This is a genomic window from Streptomyces sp. NPDC028305, assembly GCF_055569495.1.
Genome location: NZ_JBVHTN010000006.1, coordinates 452,762 through 468,447, shown reverse-complemented (window position 1 = coordinate 468,447; position 15,686 = coordinate 452,762). Strand labels below are relative to the sequence as shown.

The window sequence follows — 15,686 nt, the reverse complement described above, 5'->3', positions numbered from 1 at the left end:
GAGGGCGGGTCAGCGTACGGCTGCCTCGCCTGCCGTCTCAGGGGCGGGGGACGCACCGCCCGCGGCGACGACCCGCCCACCGGTGCGCGCGGTGCGCCGTTCGAGCGCGGCCGAGAAGACGGCGGTGGCGAGCGCGGCGACGGCCATGAGGGCGCCGACCCAGTTGGGCGCGGTGTAGCCCCTTCCGGCGGAGATGACGAGCCCGCCGAGCCAGGCGGCCAGGGCGTTGCCCAGGTTGAAGGCGCCGATGTTGGCCGCCGAGGCGAGCGTCGGCGCGTTCGGCGCCTGGTCCATGACCCGCTTCTGGAGCGGCGCCACGGTCGCGAAGCCGAAGGCCCCGACCAGCACGATCGTGACGGCCGCCGCGACCTTGTCATGGGCGGTGAAGCTGAACGCCGCCAGGACGACGCCGAGCCCGCCGAGGGTGATGTACAGCATCCGCATCAGGGACCGGTCGGCGTAGCGCCCGCCGATCAGGTTGCCGCCGACCAGGCCGAGGCCGAAGAGGACGAGCAGCCAGGTCACGGAGGAGTCGGCGTAGCCCGCCACATCCACCATCATCGGCGTGATGTAGGTGATCGCGGCGAAGACGCCGCCGAAGCCGAGCACGGTCATGGTCATGGCCAGCCACACCTGCGGATTGCGGAACGCCGCGAGCTCCTGGCCGAGGCGGGCGGCGGCCGGGCCGGGCTGCCGGGGCACGAGGGCGGCGATGCCGGCCAGCCCGAGCACGCCGAGCCCGGCTACGGCGAGGAACGCGGCGCGCCAGCCGAGGGTCTGGCCGATCCAGGTGCCCATGGGCACGCCGACCACGTTGGCGATGGTCAGGCCGGTGAACATGGTGGCGATGGCCCGGGCGCGCTTGTCGGGGGCCACCAGGTCGGCGGCGACGACCGCGCCGATGCCGAAGAAGGCGCCGTGCGCGAACGAGGCCAGCACCCGCCCGGCGAGCAGCAGCAGGAAGGCGGGGGCGAGCGCGGAGAGCAGATTGCCCGCGATGAACAGCCCCATCAGCATCATCAGCATCTGCTTACGGGCCAGCCGGGTGCCGAGCAGGGTCAGCAGCGGGGCGCCGATGACGACGCCGAGGGCGTAGCCGGTGGTCGCGTATCCGGCGGTGGGGATCGAGACGTGGAACTCGTCCGCCACCTCGGGCAGCAGTCCCATGATCACGAATTCGGTGGTGCCGATGCCGAAGGCGCCGATGGCGAGCGCCAGCAGGGCGAGAGGCATGTCGTGGAGTCCTCAGAACGATTGCGCGGAAGTTTTGGACGCGTCGACAATAATTGCATACGCACTTACTTGCAAGCGCCGACATTTTCATCGAGTGCACTACGCTGGGGGACACGACACCCAAGGAGGGGTTCCATGCCGGATGTGCAGACCGAGGAGCCGTTGGCCGACGAGCCGCTGCCCGGCGGGCAGGCCCTCGCCCAGGGCTGGTGCGCCCTGTCCGCCCTGCACGGCCGCATCGAGACGCGCGTCGAGCGCGCGCTACAGGCCCGTCACGGGCTGAGCGTCCGCGAGTTCTCGGTGCTGAACGTGCTCAGCGCCCAGCACGACGGCCCGGGCGGCCATCTCCAGATGCGCCAGCTCGCCGAGTCCGTCGTGCTCAGCCAGAGCGCGACCACCCGCCTGGTCACCCGCCTGGAGGACCGCGGCCTGCTGTCCCGCTACATCTGCCCGGACGACCGCCGCGGCATCTACACCAACGTCACCGCGGCGGGCCGGGAACTGCTCGACCAGGCGCGCCCGACCAACGACACCGCGCTGCGCGAGGCCCTGCAGGACGCCGCCGCACGGCCCGAGCTGGCCCCGCTGGTGACGGCCGTCGAAGGGCTGTGGGCCCCCGCGTAGGCTGCCCGCCATGAGCAACCTCGAGATCCGCGGTGCCACCACCGAGGACATACCGGCCATCGTGGCCATGCTGGCCGACGACCCGCTCGGCGCCCGGCGCGAGTCCCCGGACGACCTGGCCCCCTACCTGGCGGCGTTCGAGCGGATCACGAGCGACGGGGGCCAGCGGCTGGTGGTCGCCGTACGGGACGGCCGCACCGTCGGCACCCTCCAGCTCACCGTCATCCCCGGCCTGTCCCGGCAGGGCGCCACCCGCTCGATCATCGAGGCCGTCCGCATCCACGCCGACGAGCGCGGCGGCGGGCTCGGCACCCAGCTGATCGAGTGGGCCGTCGACGAGTCGCGCCGCGAGGGCTGTGTGCTGGTGCAGCTCACCTCGGACGCGACCCGTACCGACGCCCACCGCTTCTACGAGCGCCTCGGCTTCGAGGCCTCGCACGTGGGGTTCAAGCTCGCGCTCTAGAGAACGCCGAGGTCGATCGCCTCGGCCATCCGCCGGTAGCCCGCGTCATTGGGGTGCTTGTGGTCGCCGCTGTCGTACGCCGGGTCGAGCGTCTGCGGATCCGACGGCGCGGCCATGACGGCGGCGAAGTCGACCACCGCGTCGAACTCGCCGGAGCCGCGGATCCACGCGTTGATCGCGGCGCGCTTCGCCTCGGAGCGGGCGGTGTGGTACTCGGCGCCCTTGAAGGGCAGGATCGTGGCGCCCACGACCCTGACGCCGCGGGCGTGGGCCCGCGCGATCAGCTCGCGGTAGCCGGCGATCACCTGCTCGGCGGAGACCTGCGGATTGGGCTTGTAGGTGGGCAGATCCACCTCGCTGAAGCCGATGTCGTTGAGCCCCTGGAGCAGGATCACCGACCCGACGCCCGGCTTGTCCAGCACATCCCGCTGGAACCGGGCGCCCGCCCGGTCCCCGTACCAGGGCGAGTCGTGCAGCAGCAGATTTCCGCCGATGCCGGAGTTGAGGACCGGGCGCGGGGTGCCGGCGGCCGCCAGGCGCTCGGCCAGCAGATCCGGCCAGCGGCTGTTGGCGTCGTACGTCGAGCCGAAGCCGTCGGTGATGGAGTCGCCGAACGCGACCACGGATCCGCGGCGCCCGGTGCCGCCGGTCAGCTCCACGTCCGACAGGTAGTACCAGGAGTGGGTGGACGCGGTGAACGCCGCGCCGTCGCGGTCGGCGCCGTGGTCGCCCTCCGCGCGATAGGTCTTCGCGTACGCCTGGGCGTGAAACGTGGCCGGGCCGGTCGGCTCGGCGAAGTACAGCGTCACCGTCAGCGACTCGAAGGGCGCCACGCGCACCGGCGCCGCGTCGCTGGCCGCCTCGCCGCCCGCCGGGATCGTCACCTCCCGCCGGTGCCCGAAGGTCAGCCTGCGGGCGCTTCCGGCCTCGACCGACGCTCCGCGCGCGGTCCGGGCGACGGTCGCGCCCGCGATCCGCAGCGGCTCGTCGCCGTAGCGGTTCGACAGCCGGATCCGGGCCGCGGTGCCACCGGAGGTCACCCGCACGACCTGGCGCACGGTCTGGTCGGCGAAGCCCTTGAGGGCCCAGTTCTCCTCGAAGCCCTCACTGGGGCGCTGGACGGGGGCGGCCCACCCGGCCGACCAGACGGTCCCGGGTCGGGCGCCCGGGGTTCGGGCGGCGGCCGGGCCGGAAGCGGCCAGGACGGCGGTCAGGGCGAGCAGGGACGCACCGACACGCAGCGCTGAGGAGCGCATGACGGATCTCCTTGGGACATGGCGGACGCGGGGCCGCCGGATGTGGGTACGGAGATCAGCCTGCGGAGGTACACGGCGGTCACCCAGCCCCCGGCGGTGCGTACCACCGCCAGGGTCAGGCACGGATCGGAGCCGGGGCGCGCCTCACGCCCCCGGGCGCCACCCCTTCGGGTCCACCCCGCCCGGCACCGCGCCATCGGGCTCGTACGGCTCCCGGGTGAAGACGAAGGTGCCCAGATCGAGGTGGACGTTGTCCGCCCCGCCGTACGGGCCGCCGCCCGCGCCCCGCACCACGCGCAGCGTCTCCCCCGCGTAATAGCCGTCGAGCCCGGTCCAGGTGCCGTCCGGCTCCGCCCGGAACCGCGAGCCGCGCCCCCTGCCGTTCAGCGGGCTCAGCTCAAGACCCCGCTCGGGGCGCAGACGCAACAGGAACGGGGTGGGGCCCCAGTACCAGGGCCCGGTCAGGGCCACCAGCTCCGGATCCGCCTCGGTCAGCGGCCGCCACGGCGCGGGCACCGGCGGCTCGTGCTCGGCCGCGATCCGTACGAGGTCGGCGGCGACGGCGCCGACCGCGGGCCCCGAGGTGGCGTTGGCCAGCGCGATCCCGGCCAGCCCGTCCTCCGGGCTCGCCCACAACGCGGCCAGGAAGCCCGGCATGGAGCCGGTGTGGCCGATGAGGACGCGGCCGTCGCGGCGGGCCAGCTGGATGCCGAGCCCGTAGCCGCCGTCCCAGTCGTCGTCCTCGGGCGCGACCGCCGGGGCGCGCATCTCGGCCAGCGTCCGGGCGCCCAGCACCCGCTCGTCCCCGTCCATCAGGAAGGCCGCGTACCGGGCCAGGTCGGCGGCCGTCGACCACAGCTGTCCGGCCGGGGCCATCCGGCCGGTGTCCACGGCGGGTTCGGGCAGCAGCGCATCCGCCCAGGGGTGCACCGCCCAGCCCTCGGCGTGCGGGGCCCGGGGCAGCGGCGAGGTGCGCCCCATCCCCAGCGGCTCCAGCACCTCACGCCGCAGCACCTCGTCCCAGGGCGCGCCGCGCAGCCGCTCGACGAGCGCGCCCAGCAGCGCGAAGCCGGGGTTGGAGTAGTGGTGGCGGCGGCCGGCGGGGTGGCGCAGCGGGCGCTCCCCGAAGATGTCGGCCGTCTCGGGGCGCAGTTCGCCCGGCGTGCGCTCCCACCACGGGCCGCGGGCCTCCGCGGCCAGGCCCGAGGTGTGGGAGAGCAGCTGGGCGATGGTCGCGTCCCCGGCCTCCGGCACGTCCAGGTGGCGGGACAGCGGGTCACCGAGGCGCAGCAGCCCCTCGTCGCGCAGCCGCATTACCAGCACCGCCACAAAGGTCTTGGTGAGCGAGCCGATGCGGTACTGGGTGTCCGCGTCCGGCGTGCGCCCGCCCACCCGTCGCCCACCACCACCCTCAACGGAAGCGCTACGCGCTCCAGCCTCGCTCACCTCGCCGCGCGCGCCCACCCACCACAGCCGTCCGTCCCGCACCACCGCGCCCACCAGGGACGGCGCACGGCCCTCCGTCTGGCCTACGGCGATCCGGCGGAGCAGGGCACGGCGGGTGGCGGGCAGCGGCGACGCGGTCTCTTCCATGGGCGCGGTCATGCCCGCACCCTATGGCCCGCGTCCCATGCCCGACGGGGCAATTTCGTACGCCCGTTGGCCTTGACGTCGGCGTCAACGTCTACCGTCGAGGCCATGCGGATCGGAGAGCTGGCCGAACGGGCGGGTACGACCACCCGCACACTGCGCCACTACGAGGCGCTCGGGCTGCTGCCCGCACGCCGCGCGGGCAACGGATACCGGGCGTACGACGAGGACGACCTGCGGCTGCTGCGGCAGATACAGACGCTGCGGGACTTCGGCTTCGGTCTGGAGGAGACCCGGCCGTTCGTGGAGTGCCTGCGCGCCGGCCACCCCGCGGGTGACTCCTGCCCGGCCTCGCTCGCGGTGTACCGCCGCAAGCTGGCCGAGCTGGACGACTGCATCGCGCGGCTGAACGGTGTGCGGCGGCAGGTCGGGGCACAGCTCGCCGAGGCGGAGCGGGCGCTGGCCGCGCTGAAGGCCGCGGCGGCGGCGCCGGGGGGACCCGAGCCACGCTGCGAGCTGACACCCCAAGAGCCCCACGAGCCGCATGAACCGCATGAACCGCATGAACCGGAGACAGGACCGAGAGGGGAACGGAATGGCGACGACACAGACCGGGACAGGGGGAGTGGTCACGGTGACGGACGACACCTTCCAGCGGGAGGTCCTGGAGTCCGCGCTCCCGGTGCTCGTGGAGTTCACGGCCTCGTGGTGCCCGCCGTGCCGGATGATCGCGCCGGTGCTGGCCGAGGTGGCGCGGGAGGAGGCGCACCGGCTGAAGGTGGTGGAGCTGGACGTGGACGCCAACCCGGGCACCACGGCGGCGTACGGCGTGCTGTCCATGCCGACGCTGATGGTGTTCCAGGACGGTGAGCCGGTGCGGTCGATGGTGGGCGCCCGCCCCAAGCGGCGGCTGCTGGAGGAACTGGCCGACGTGATGTAGCCGACGTGGTGGCGACGCCCGGATCGCCCAACACCCCTCCGATAGCATGTTCGGCCTCATGACGATCGCCGCCAACATCTATCAAATCGGCCAAAACAATTGATATCTATAGCGTCTCGGGTGTTTTCGCGAATAAATAGCAGCATAAAGTTCGCCGCGTGGCGTCAACCACGGGCGATACTGTGGGCCACGGCGGGTCTGGTGACCCTCGGATTCCTCATCGCGCTGGAGATCGCCGCACGTCACTACGGCCTACCGGGGCCGATGACCAATCAGGCGCGAGAGGTGATCTTCCCCCCCAAATCGGGGCCTTTGCTGTACGCCAGCATGGCGTTGATGATGGTGGTGCTCCCCTGGCGGGAACGGCTCATCGCGGCCGGTGTCGCGATCGGCATCGATGTCGTCTTCTTTCTGGTGCGGTGGGCGGCCGGCGCCGAGATCACCGAGGGCCACCCCTTCGGCAACGGCGCGTTGTGGGTGGTTCTGGGCTATGCGGTCATCGCTGTCACGCGCCGCACCGGCCCGGAACGTGTCCTGCTGCTGAAGGGTGTCGGGCTGGCCCTGCTGCTGGTGGCCGGCCGCAAGACCGGCGATATCTGGCTGCTCATCACGTCGAAGGCCCACCCGATGGTGCTCGACCCGTATGTGGCAATCGCCGATCACGCGCTGGGCAACCCGTCGTGGCTGGTGGGCCGGATGGTCGAGGCCACCGGTCCGATCGGCACCCATCTCCTCGACTGGGTCTACGTTCAGCTCGCGGTGGCCGCGGTGGTCGTCTCGCTGTACCAACTGCGCAACGTGGCGGTCGAGCGCCGCTTCCCGAGCCATTACCTGGTGCGCACCTTTCTGGTGATCGGCCTCCTCGGGCCCGCCATCTACATGATCTTCCCGGTGGTCGGACCGGTCTTCGCCTACGGCCCGGGCGCCTCCGGCACCGGCGGCCCGCAGTGGGCGCTGGCCAACCTGTGGCCGGACACCCCGCCGCCGATCAGTGCCCCGCACGCGTTCACCTACGACGACATCACCCCACGCAACTGCATGCCCAGCCTGCACACGGCATGGGCCACCGCGATCTTCATCCACTCCCGCAAGGGCCCACGGACTCTGCGGTTCGCGGGCACCTTCTGGCTGATCGCCACGCTCACCGCGACGCTGGGATTCGGCTACCACTACGGCGCGGATCTCATCGCCGGCGTGGTGTTCACGCTCACCATCGAGGCAGCGCTGCGCTCGCACGAACGTGGCTGGGACCGGTCGGGAATCCAGCTGGTCGCCTACGGCACAGCGGTCTTCGCCGCGCTCCTGGCGTCGTATCGCTATCTGCCGATGAAGATGGCCGAACATCCGTGGGTGTTCGGACCACTTCTCCTGCTGGCGATGGGCTCCGTGATCTACGGCTACGTACGGACCACCAGACTGTGGGACCCGACGCCCGCACCGGCGCGGCAACCGCAACCGCAACCCGAACCGGTGTGAGCCCTTCGTGCCGCTCGATCAGGTCTGGGCCATGTCCACGAAGCGCGAGTAGTGGCCCTGGAAGGCGACCGTGATCGTGGCCGTCGGACCGTTACGGTGCTTGGCCACGATCAGGTCCGCCTCGCCCGCGCGCGGCGACTCCTTCTCGTACGCGTCCTCCCGGTGCAGCAGGATGACCATGTCGGCGTCCTGCTCGATGGAACCACTCTCGCGCAGGTCCGAGACCATGGGCTTCTTGTCCGTCCGCTGCTCGGGTCCACGGTTGAGCTGCGAGAGCGCGATGACCGGGACTTCCAGCTCCTTGGCCAGCAGCTTGAGGTTTCGCGACATGTCCGAGACCTCCTGCTGACGGCTCTCGGGGCGCCGCGCGCCACCGGACTGCATCAGCTGGAGATAGTCGATGACGACCAGCTGGAGATCACTGCGCTGCTTGAGCCGGCGGCACTTCGCGCGGATCTCCATCATCGACAGGTTCGGGGAGTCGTCGATGTAGAGAGGGGCCGCGGACACATCGGGCATACGGCGGGCCAGCCGCGTCCAGTCCTCGTCCGTCATGCTTCCGGACCGCATGTGATGCAGCGCCACCCGCGCCTCGGCGGACAGCAGTCGCATCGCGATCTCATTGCGCCCCATCTCCAGGGAGAAGATGACGCTGGGCATGTTGTTCTTGATGGAACAGGCGCGCGCGAAGTCCAGGGCGAGGGTGGACTTGCCCATCGCGGGACGGGCGGCGATGACGATCATCTGGCCGGGGTGCAGCCCGTTCGTCAGCGCGTCCAGGTCGGTGAAGCCGGTGGGCACACCGGACATCTGCCCGCTGCGGGAGCCGATGGCCTCGATCTCGTCGAGCGCGCCCTCCATGATGTCGCCGAGCGGCAGATAGTCCTCGCTGGTGCGCTGCTCGGTGACGGCGTAGATCTCCGCCTGGGCGTTGTTGACGATCTCATCCACATCGCCGTCCGCCGCGTATCCCATCTGGGTGATGCGGGTGCCGGCCTCGACCAGACGGCGCAGCACCGCGCGCTCATGGACGATCTCGGCGTAGTACTCGGCGTTGGCGGCGGTGGGGACCGACTGGACGAGGGTGTGGAGATACGAGGCGCCGCCGACGCGGGCGATCTCGCCGCGCTTGGTGAGCTCGGCGCCGACGGTGATGGGGTCGGCCGGCTCGCCCTTGGCATACAGATCGAGGATGGCCTGATAGACCGTCTCATGGGCGGGGCGGTAGAAGTCGTTGCCCTTGAGGACCTCGACGACATCGGCGATGGCGTCCTTGGACAGCAGCATGCCGCCCAGGACGGACTGCTCGGCGTCCAGGTCCTGCGGGGGAACGCGCTCGAAGCCCGCCCCCTCCCAGGTGCCCGACTCGCGGCCGCGCTCATGCTGTTCGTCACGGCCCCGGCCGCCTTCACCGCGACGGAACCGGGGGGAAGGCAACCGGTCGACCGGGCCGGAGTCCGCCCAGGGGTCGTCCATGGGCTCGGGCATGCTCACCCCGCCACCTCCTCCCGTCCGCGGTGCGGACCTCACCGCGCGTCTCTTTCTTACGCCACGGCTATGACAAACAGGGCGCCCGACGTCCGGTTCCGACGCTTCGGATTCGAGTGGAATCGAGGCCGGAACAGGCGGCGGGCGCCGCACCACGGTAGGCCCGTCTCCCCCCTCAGCCAACTTGGTTATCCACAGGGCATGTGGATGATGGGGGCCATCCTGTGGAGAAGTCCCGCGATCCTGTGCACGGGCCGGGGGACAGTGCTGTGGACAAACACACAATCAACCCAGACTTGCGCGACTGACCTGCGGTTTCTTCATCCAGGGGCTGTGCAGGAGAAAAACTTCGGCGCCTGGATCAAGATCGCGACAAACGGCGCAGAGAACAGCGTCCCGCGCCATCGCATGTAAGGGATGCCCTTGGGTTGTGTCTCTTACCTGTGGAAGATTAGATTGCCCTCATGACTCTGGCCCCAGCGACCGAGCGGAAGACCGCCCGGCGACACGATCGCGAGATCGTCGCGCTCGCCCTTCCCGCCTTCGGCGCACTGGTGGCCGAGCCACTCTTCGTCATGGTCGACAGCGCCGTCGTCGGCCACCTCGGCACCCCACAGCTCGCCGGACTCGGCGTCGCCGCCGCCCTGCTCACCACCGCCGTCAACATCTTCGTCTTCCTCGCCTACGCCACCACGGCGGCCGTCGCCCGCCGCGTCGGCGCGGGCGATACGGCCGGAGCGCTCCGCCAGGGGCTGGACGGCATCTGGCTCGCCCTTCTCCTCGGCGGCGCCGTCATCGCCGTCACCCTGCCGACCGCCCCTGACCTCGTCGGGCTCTTCGGTGCCTCGGGCACCGCGACCCCCCACGCCGTCACCTATCTGCGCATCAGCTCGCTCGGCATCCCCGCGATGCTGGTGGTGCTCGCCGCCACCGGCGTGCTCCGCGGCCTCCAGGACACCCGGACCCCGCTCTATGTCGCCATCGGCGGCTTCGCGGCCAACGCCGCCCTGAACGCCGCCCTGGTCTACGGCGCCGGGCTCGGCATCGCGGGCTCCGCCTGGGGCACGGTGATCGCCCAGTGCGCCATGGCCGCCGTCTATCTCACCGTCGTCGTACGAGGCGCCCGCCGCCATGGCGCCTCGCTGCGCCCGGATCTGGCCGGGATACGGGCCTGCGCCCACGCAGGGGTGCCGCTGCTGGTCCGTACGCTGGCCCTGCGCGTCGTGATGGTGATCGCGACCGCGGTGGCGGCCCGGCTCGGCGACGATGAGATCGCCGCCCACCAGATCGTGCTGTCGCTGTGGAATCTGCTGGCGTTCGCCCTGGACGCCATCGCTATCGCGGGCCAGGCGATCATCGGGCGGTATCTGGGCGCGGGCGACTCCGAGGGAGCGCGCGCGGCCTGTCGCCGCATGGTCCAGTGGGGCATCGCGTCCGGAGTGGTGCTGGGCCTGCTGGTCATCGCGGCCCGCCCGCTGTTCATCCCCCTGTTCACCTCGGACCCGGCGGTGCGCGACACCCTGCTGCCCGCCCTGCTGGTGACGGCCGTCATCCAGCCGGTGGCCGGTGTCGTCTTCGTCCTCGACGGGGTGCTGATGGGCGCGGGGGACGGGGGATATCTGGCCTGGGCGATGATCGCCACGCTGGTCGTCTTCGCCCCGGTCGCGGTGCTGGTGCCCTCCCTGGGCGGCGGACTCACGGCCCTGTGGTGGACCATGGCGCTGATGATGTCGGTCCGGCTGGCCACCCTGTGGCTACGGGCCCGCTCGGGCCGCTGGGTCGTCACCGGCGCGGTGCGCGGCTGAGCCCGGTAGGGCGGGCCGACACAACCACAGCGGACGAACACCGCGGTGGAGGAACACCGCGGTGGACAAGCACAAGGGCCGCGACCCCGGCGTGGGTCGCGGCCCTCAGTCGTGCAGTGCACGGGGACCACCGGTCAGGCGGCGACGACCTCGACGCCCACCTTGGCGGCAACCTCGGCGTGCAGACGCACCGAGACCTGGTGCGCGCCCAGGGTCTTGATCGGGGCGCCCACCTCGATCCGGCGCTTGTCCACGTCGGGGCCACCCGCGTCCTTGATCGCCGAGGCGATGTCGGCCGGGGTGACGGAGCCGAAGAGACGGCCGGCGTCGCCGGCGCGGGTCTTCAGGCGCACCTTGACGCCCTCGAGCCGCGCCTTGACCTCGTTGGCCTGCTCGATCGTGGCGATCTCGCGGATGCGACGACCGCGGCGGATCTGCTCGACGTCCTTCTCGCCGCCCTTGGTCCAGCGGATCGCCAGACCACGCGGAACCAGGTAGTTACGGGCGTAACCGTCCTTGACGTCCACGACGTCGCCGGCGGTGCCGAGGCCGGAGACCTCGTGGGTGAGGATGATCTTCATGACTCGGTCACCCTTCCCTTATCGCGCGGTGGAGGTGTAGGGCAGCAGCGCCATCTCACGGCTGTTCTTCACGGCCGTGGCGACGTCACGCTGGTGCTGGGTGCAGTTGCCGGTGACCCGGCGGGCACGGATCTTGCCGCGGTCGGAAATGAACTTCCGCAGCAGGTTCGTGTCCTTGTAGTCGACGTAGGAGATCTTCTCCTTGCAGAACACGCAAACCTTCTTCTTAGGCTTGCGAGCAGGCGGCTTCGCCATTGTCTCTCTCCAGTGTGATCAAGAAGTTTGTGCTGGTCGCCCAGACCAGGCCCGGCACGTTTCACGTGAAACAGCGGTTTCACGTGAAACGGCGCATACGACCTAGAAGGGCGGCTCGTCCGAGTAGCCGCCGGAGTTGCCGGAGCCGCCGCCCCAGCCACCGCCACCGCCGCCCTGCTGACCGCCGGCCGGGGCGCTGGTCGCCCACGGGTCGTCGGCCGGAGCGCCGCCGCCCTGCTGGCCGCCGCCACCGGGGCCGCCGCCCCAGCCACCGCCGCCACCCTGGCCGCCGCCCTGGCCGCCGCCGTATCCACCCTGGCCGCCGCGGCCAGCGGTCTTGGTGACCTTCGCCGTGGCGTTGCGCAGGCTGGCGCCGACCTCATCGACGTCCAGCTCGTAGACCGTGCGCTTGACTCCCTCGCGGTCCTCGTAGGACCGCTGCTTCAGCCGGCCCTGCACGATGACGCGCATGCCGCGCTGAAGCGACTCGGCGACGTTCTCCGCTGCCTGCCGCCACACCGAGCACGTGAGGAAGAGGCTCTCGCCGTCCTTCCACTCGTTGGTCTGCCGGTCGAAGGTACGGGGAGTGGACGCGACACGGAACTTCGCGACCGCCGCACCCGACGGGGTGAAGCGCAGCTCGGGGTCGTCGACGAGATTGCCGACGACCGTGATGACGGTCTCGCCTGCCATTGGGGGAACCTCTCGGCGGGTACTGCTGGGCTGCTTGCTACTCGTTGCGATTCGGCCCGATGACCGCTGAACGCTTTACGCGGTCAGTGGGTCTCGGGACGGAGGACCTTGGTCCGGAGGACCGACTCGTTCAGGTTGAGCTGACGGTCGAGCTCCTTGACGACCGCGGGCTCGGCCTGCAGGTCGATGACCGAGTAGATGCCCTCGGGCTTCTTGTTGATCTCATACGAGAGACGACGACGGCCCCAGGTGTCGACCTTCTCGACCTTGCCGTTGCCCTCGCGGACGACGGAAAGGAAGTTCTCGATCAGCGGGGAGACAGCGCGCTCCTCGAGATCGGGGTCGAGGATGACCATCACCTCGTAGTGACGCATGTGGAACCCACCTCCTTTGGACTCAGCGGCCACGGTCGATCCGTGGCAGGAGGGTCGTGATGCGTACCGCATCGGCGTCTGCACAGACACCGCTGCGGACGGTACAGACTACCCGGCGACTGCCGCCGGGTTGAAATCCGGCGGTCTCCCGCCGCAATCTGTACACATCGGGTGTGAGCGGCGTTACAGTTTCGCCGCTTTGCCATATGGGCCTATACGGAGGTGCCCCATGGCACAGGCAGCACGACCTCACCACGGACTTCTCTCCTTCCTCGACACCGATGGCAAGTCGCATCCGGTCGAGAACACCTTCGCCGCGGCGACCCTGCTGATCGGCGTGATCGCGTTCATCACCGCCCATTTCCCCGATCTCCACCTGCTCAGCTCGTGGACGGGCCTGGTCGGGATCATCACCGGACTGTGGGGACAGCTGATCTCCGCGACCACCGGCGAGCGGTTCCTTCTGATCATCGGGCTCGGCGCATCCGCCGTCGGCTTCTATCTCGGCATGGCGCACGGCGGCCTCTTCGGCGGCGTCCTGGGCTGAGTTCCGGCCCGGCCCGTTGCCCCCGGGCCCAAACGGGGCGCGTCCTTGTCGCAGTAGGCTTCGGCGCGAGAGCCGGAGCCCCGACCACGGGGACAAACCTGCCGAGGAGCGCCCCGCATGAGCCTGACCCTGAGGACGATCAGCCGAGAGCAGCATCTGGCATACATCCAGAGCCTGCCCGCGGCCAGCCACATGCAGGTTCCGGCATGGGCTGACGTCAAGACGGAGTGGCGCTCGGAGAGCCTCGGCTGGTTCGACACCAGTGGCCAGCTGGTCGGCGTCGGCCTCGTCCTCTACCGGCAGCTGCCCAAGATCAAGCGCTATCTCGCCTATCTGCCCGAGGGCCCGGTCATCAACTGGTACTCGCCCCACCTCGAGGACTGGCTGCGCCCGATGCTCGCGCACCTCAAGCAGCAGGGCGCCTTCTCCGTGAAGATGGGCCCGCCGGTCATCATCCGGCGCTGGGACGCCGCCGCGATCAAGTCGGGCATCCAGAACCCGGATGTGAAGCGGCTGCGCGACATCGAGGCGACGTTCATCGAGCCTCGCGCCTTCGAGGTCTCCGACCGGCTGCGCCGCATGGGCTGGCAGCAGGGCGAGGACGGCGGGGCCGGCTTCGGCGATGTCCAGCCCCGGTACGTCTTCCAGGTGCCCCTGGAGAACCGCTCCCTGGAGGACGTCCACAAGGGCTTCAACCAGCTGTGGCGGCGCAACATCAAGAAGGCCGAGAAGGCCGGCGTCGAGGTCGTCCAGGGCGGCTACGAGCACCTGGCGGAGTGGCAGCGGCTCTACGAGATCACCGCGGAGCGCGACCACTTCCGGCCGCGCCCGCTCAGCTACTTCCAGCGCATGTGGCAGGCCCTCAACAGCGAGGACCCCAACCGGATGCGGCTGTACTTCGCCATGCACGAGGGCGAGGCCGTCGCCGCGGCCACCATGCTGATCGTCGGCGGCCACGTCTGGTACTCCTACGGTGCCTCCGCCAACCACAAGCGCGAGGTCCGGCCCTCGAACGCGATGCAGTGGCGCATGCTGCGCGACTCCTACGCGCTGGGCGCCACCGTCTATGACCTTCGTGGCATCAGCGACTCGCTGGACGAGAACGACCACCTCTTCGGTCTCATCCAGTTCAAGGTGGGGACCGGCGGCGAGGCCGCCGAGTACCTCGGCGAGTGGGACTTCCCCCTCAACAAGCTGCTGCACAAGGCGCTGGACATCTACATGTCGCGCCGCTGACTTCGCCGAGTTCTTGACTCTCCACCTACGCTGCATACCTCCAATACACCGCGGCAACGAGAAAGGTTCCGGGACCGGCCAATGGCGCTCACCCTCTATGTCGACACCGCGCGCTGGCGGGCGCACCAGCAGTTGGTGATCCAGCAGTTCCCAGGCATAGTCCCGGTCTGCAAGGGCAACGGGTACGGCTTCGGCCACGAGCGGCTGGCCGAGGAGGCCGCCCGCATCGGCGCCGACATCCTCGCGGTGGGGACCACCTACGAGGCCGCCCGGATGAAGGACTACTTCAGCGGCGACCTGCTGGTGCTCACCCCCTTCCGCCGGGGCGAGGAGCCCGTGCCGCTGCCGGACCGGGTGATCCGCTCGGTGTCGTCGGTCGACGGTGTGTACGGCCTGGTGAACGCGCGCGTGGTCATCGAGGTCATGAGCAGCATGAAGCGCCATGGCGTCGCCGAGGCGGACCTCCCCAAGCTGCACGCCGCGATAGAGAACGTCCGGCTGGAGGGCTTCGCCATCCACCTCCCCCTCGACCGCACCGACGGACTGGACGGGGTCGAGGAGGTCATCGCCTGGATGGACCGGCTGCGCGCCGCCCGGCTGCCGCTGCACACCATGTTCGTCAGCCACCTCAAGTCCGAGGAGCTGGGCCGCCTACAGCAGCAGTTCCCGCAGACCCGGTTCCGCGCACGCATCGGCACCCGGCTGTGGCTCGGCGACCACGACTCGACCCAGTACCGGGGCGCGGTGCTCGACGTCACCCAGGTCGCCAAGGGCGACCGCTTCGGCTACCGCCAGCAGAAGACGGCCTCCGACGGCTATCTGGTGGTCGTGGCGGGCGGCACCTCCCACGGCGTCGGGCTGGAGGCCCCCAAGGCCCTGCACGGCATGATGCCGCGGGCCAAGGGCGTCGCGCGCGCCGGGCTCGCGACCGTCAACCGCAACCTCTCGCCGTTCGTGTGGGCGGGCAAGCAGCGGTGGTTCGCCGAGCCGCCGCACATGCAGGTGTCCATCCTGTTCGTACCGAGTGATGTCGCGCCCCCGCAGGTGGGCGACGAGCTGGTGGCCCACCTGCGGCACACCACGACGCAGTTCGACCGGCTGGTCGACCGCTGAGCCACCCGGCAC

16 protein-coding genes and 1 pseudogene are annotated in these 15,686 nt (G+C 70.5%); 9 read left to right on the top strand and 8 right to left on the bottom strand.

Annotation, left to right across the window (positions count from 1 at the left end; all coding sequences use genetic code 11):
- Positions 1–9: 9 nt before the first annotated feature.
- Positions 10–1,233, bottom strand: coding sequence for an MFS transporter (locus ACZ4WQ_RS27520; protein ID WP_398897384.1), 1,224 nt, complete (start codon positions 1,231–1,233; stop codon positions 10–12).
- Positions 1,234–1,368: 135 nt separating this feature from the next.
- Between ACZ4WQ_RS27520 and ACZ4WQ_RS27515 the strand changes: the two genes are divergently transcribed.
- Both ACZ4WQ_RS27515 and ACZ4WQ_RS27510 read left to right on the top strand, forming a co-directional pair.
- Positions 1,369–1,857, top strand: coding sequence for a MarR family winged helix-turn-helix transcriptional regulator (locus ACZ4WQ_RS27515; protein WP_398376204.1), 489 nt, complete (start codon positions 1,369–1,371; stop codon positions 1,855–1,857).
- 10 nt (positions 1,858–1,867) lie between these two features.
- Positions 1,868–2,320, top strand: a complete 453-nt coding sequence (locus tag ACZ4WQ_RS27510; RefSeq protein WP_311726018.1) for a GNAT family N-acetyltransferase — start codon at positions 1,868–1,870, stop codon at positions 2,318–2,320.
- Here ACZ4WQ_RS27510 and ACZ4WQ_RS27505 read toward each other — a convergent pair.
- Together ACZ4WQ_RS27505 and ACZ4WQ_RS27500 are read right to left on the bottom strand one after the other, a co-directional pair.
- Entirely contained in the window at positions 2,317–3,576 is a 1,260-nt protein-coding gene (locus tag ACZ4WQ_RS27505) for an SGNH/GDSL hydrolase family protein (protein ID WP_398376205.1), read from the bottom strand. The two genes, ACZ4WQ_RS27510 and ACZ4WQ_RS27505, sit on opposite strands and share 4 nt — an antisense overlap.
- A 144-nt stretch (positions 3,577–3,720) precedes the next feature.
- Positions 3,721–5,181 carry a serine hydrolase domain-containing protein gene (locus ACZ4WQ_RS27500; protein WP_398376207.1) on the bottom strand — a complete coding sequence of 487 codons (1,461 nt, stop codon included), beginning with the start codon at positions 5,179–5,181 and terminating at the stop codon, positions 3,721–3,723.
- A 93-nt stretch (positions 5,182–5,274) separates the two neighbouring features.
- Between ACZ4WQ_RS27500 and ACZ4WQ_RS27495 the strand changes: the two are divergent.
- From ACZ4WQ_RS27495 to ACZ4WQ_RS27485, 3 genes and pseudogenes are all read left to right on the top strand, one after another.
- Positions 5,275–5,685, top strand: a pseudogene (locus ACZ4WQ_RS27495) (MerR family transcriptional regulator); the annotation flags it as partial.
- Positions 5,686–5,761: 76 nt separating this feature from the next.
- Positions 5,762–6,106, top strand: a complete 345-nt coding sequence (trxA, locus tag ACZ4WQ_RS27490; RefSeq protein WP_311726015.1) for a thioredoxin — start codon at positions 5,762–5,764, stop codon at positions 6,104–6,106.
- 120 nt (positions 6,107–6,226) lie between these two features.
- Positions 6,227–7,582: a phosphatase PAP2 family protein gene (locus ACZ4WQ_RS27485; RefSeq protein WP_398376208.1), complete on the top strand. Its 1,356-nt coding sequence runs from the start codon at positions 6,227–6,229 to the stop codon at positions 7,580–7,582.
- Positions 7,583–7,600: 18 nt separating this feature from the next.
- On the opposite strand, the gene dnaB is transcribed toward ACZ4WQ_RS27485, so the two are convergent.
- Positions 7,601–9,058, bottom strand: a complete 1,458-nt coding sequence (gene dnaB, locus ACZ4WQ_RS27480; protein WP_311726194.1) for a replicative DNA helicase — start codon at positions 9,056–9,058, stop codon at positions 7,601–7,603.
- 476 nt (positions 9,059–9,534) lie between these two features.
- On the opposite strand from dnaB, the gene ACZ4WQ_RS27475 reads away from it, so the two are divergent.
- Positions 9,535–10,875 carry an MATE family efflux transporter gene (locus tag ACZ4WQ_RS27475; RefSeq protein WP_398376209.1) on the top strand — a complete coding sequence of 447 codons (1,341 nt, stop codon included), beginning with the start codon at positions 9,535–9,537 and terminating at the stop codon, positions 10,873–10,875.
- A gap of 134 nt (positions 10,876–11,009) precedes the next feature.
- On the opposite strand, the gene rplI is transcribed toward ACZ4WQ_RS27475, so the two are convergent.
- The 4 genes from rplI to rpsF form a co-directional block, all read right to left on the bottom strand.
- Positions 11,010–11,456: a 50S ribosomal protein L9 gene (gene rplI / locus ACZ4WQ_RS27470; RefSeq protein WP_311726013.1), complete on the bottom strand. Its 447-nt coding sequence runs from the start codon at positions 11,454–11,456 to the stop codon at positions 11,010–11,012.
- Between the two features lie 18 nt (positions 11,457–11,474).
- On the bottom strand, positions 11,475–11,711 hold the full coding sequence (gene rpsR, locus ACZ4WQ_RS27465; RefSeq protein WP_003978893.1) for a 30S ribosomal protein S18: 237 nt from the start codon (positions 11,709–11,711) through the stop codon (positions 11,475–11,477).
- 102 nt (positions 11,712–11,813) lie between these two features.
- On the bottom strand, positions 11,814–12,404 hold the full coding sequence (locus ACZ4WQ_RS27460) for a single-stranded DNA-binding protein (RefSeq protein WP_361185668.1): 591 nt from the start codon (positions 12,402–12,404) through the stop codon (positions 11,814–11,816).
- A gap of 83 nt (positions 12,405–12,487) precedes the next feature.
- A complete protein-coding gene (gene rpsF / locus ACZ4WQ_RS27455) occupies positions 12,488–12,778 on the bottom strand; it encodes a 30S ribosomal protein S6 (protein ID WP_014177942.1) in 291 nt (96 codons plus the stop codon).
- 229 nt (positions 12,779–13,007) lie between these two features.
- Here rpsF and ACZ4WQ_RS27450 point away from each other — a divergent pair, with 229 nt between their 5' ends.
- The 3 genes from ACZ4WQ_RS27450 (at position 13,008) to ACZ4WQ_RS27440 (ending at position 15,674) form a co-directional block, all read left to right on the top strand.
- Complete coding sequence (locus ACZ4WQ_RS27450) at positions 13,008–13,325, top strand: hypothetical protein (RefSeq protein ID WP_311726011.1); 318 nt, start codon at positions 13,008–13,010, stop codon at positions 13,323–13,325.
- 117 nt (positions 13,326–13,442) lie between these two features.
- Positions 13,443–14,561: a lipid II:glycine glycyltransferase FemX gene (locus ACZ4WQ_RS27445; RefSeq protein WP_311726010.1), complete on the top strand. Its 1,119-nt coding sequence runs from the start codon at positions 13,443–13,445 to the stop codon at positions 14,559–14,561.
- An 81-nt stretch (positions 14,562–14,642) separates the two neighbouring features.
- Positions 14,643–15,674 carry an alanine racemase gene (locus ACZ4WQ_RS27440; RefSeq protein WP_311726008.1) on the top strand — a complete coding sequence of 344 codons (1,032 nt, stop codon included), beginning with the start codon at positions 14,643–14,645 and terminating at the stop codon, positions 15,672–15,674.
- The last annotated feature ends 12 nt before the right edge of the window (positions 15,675–15,686 follow it).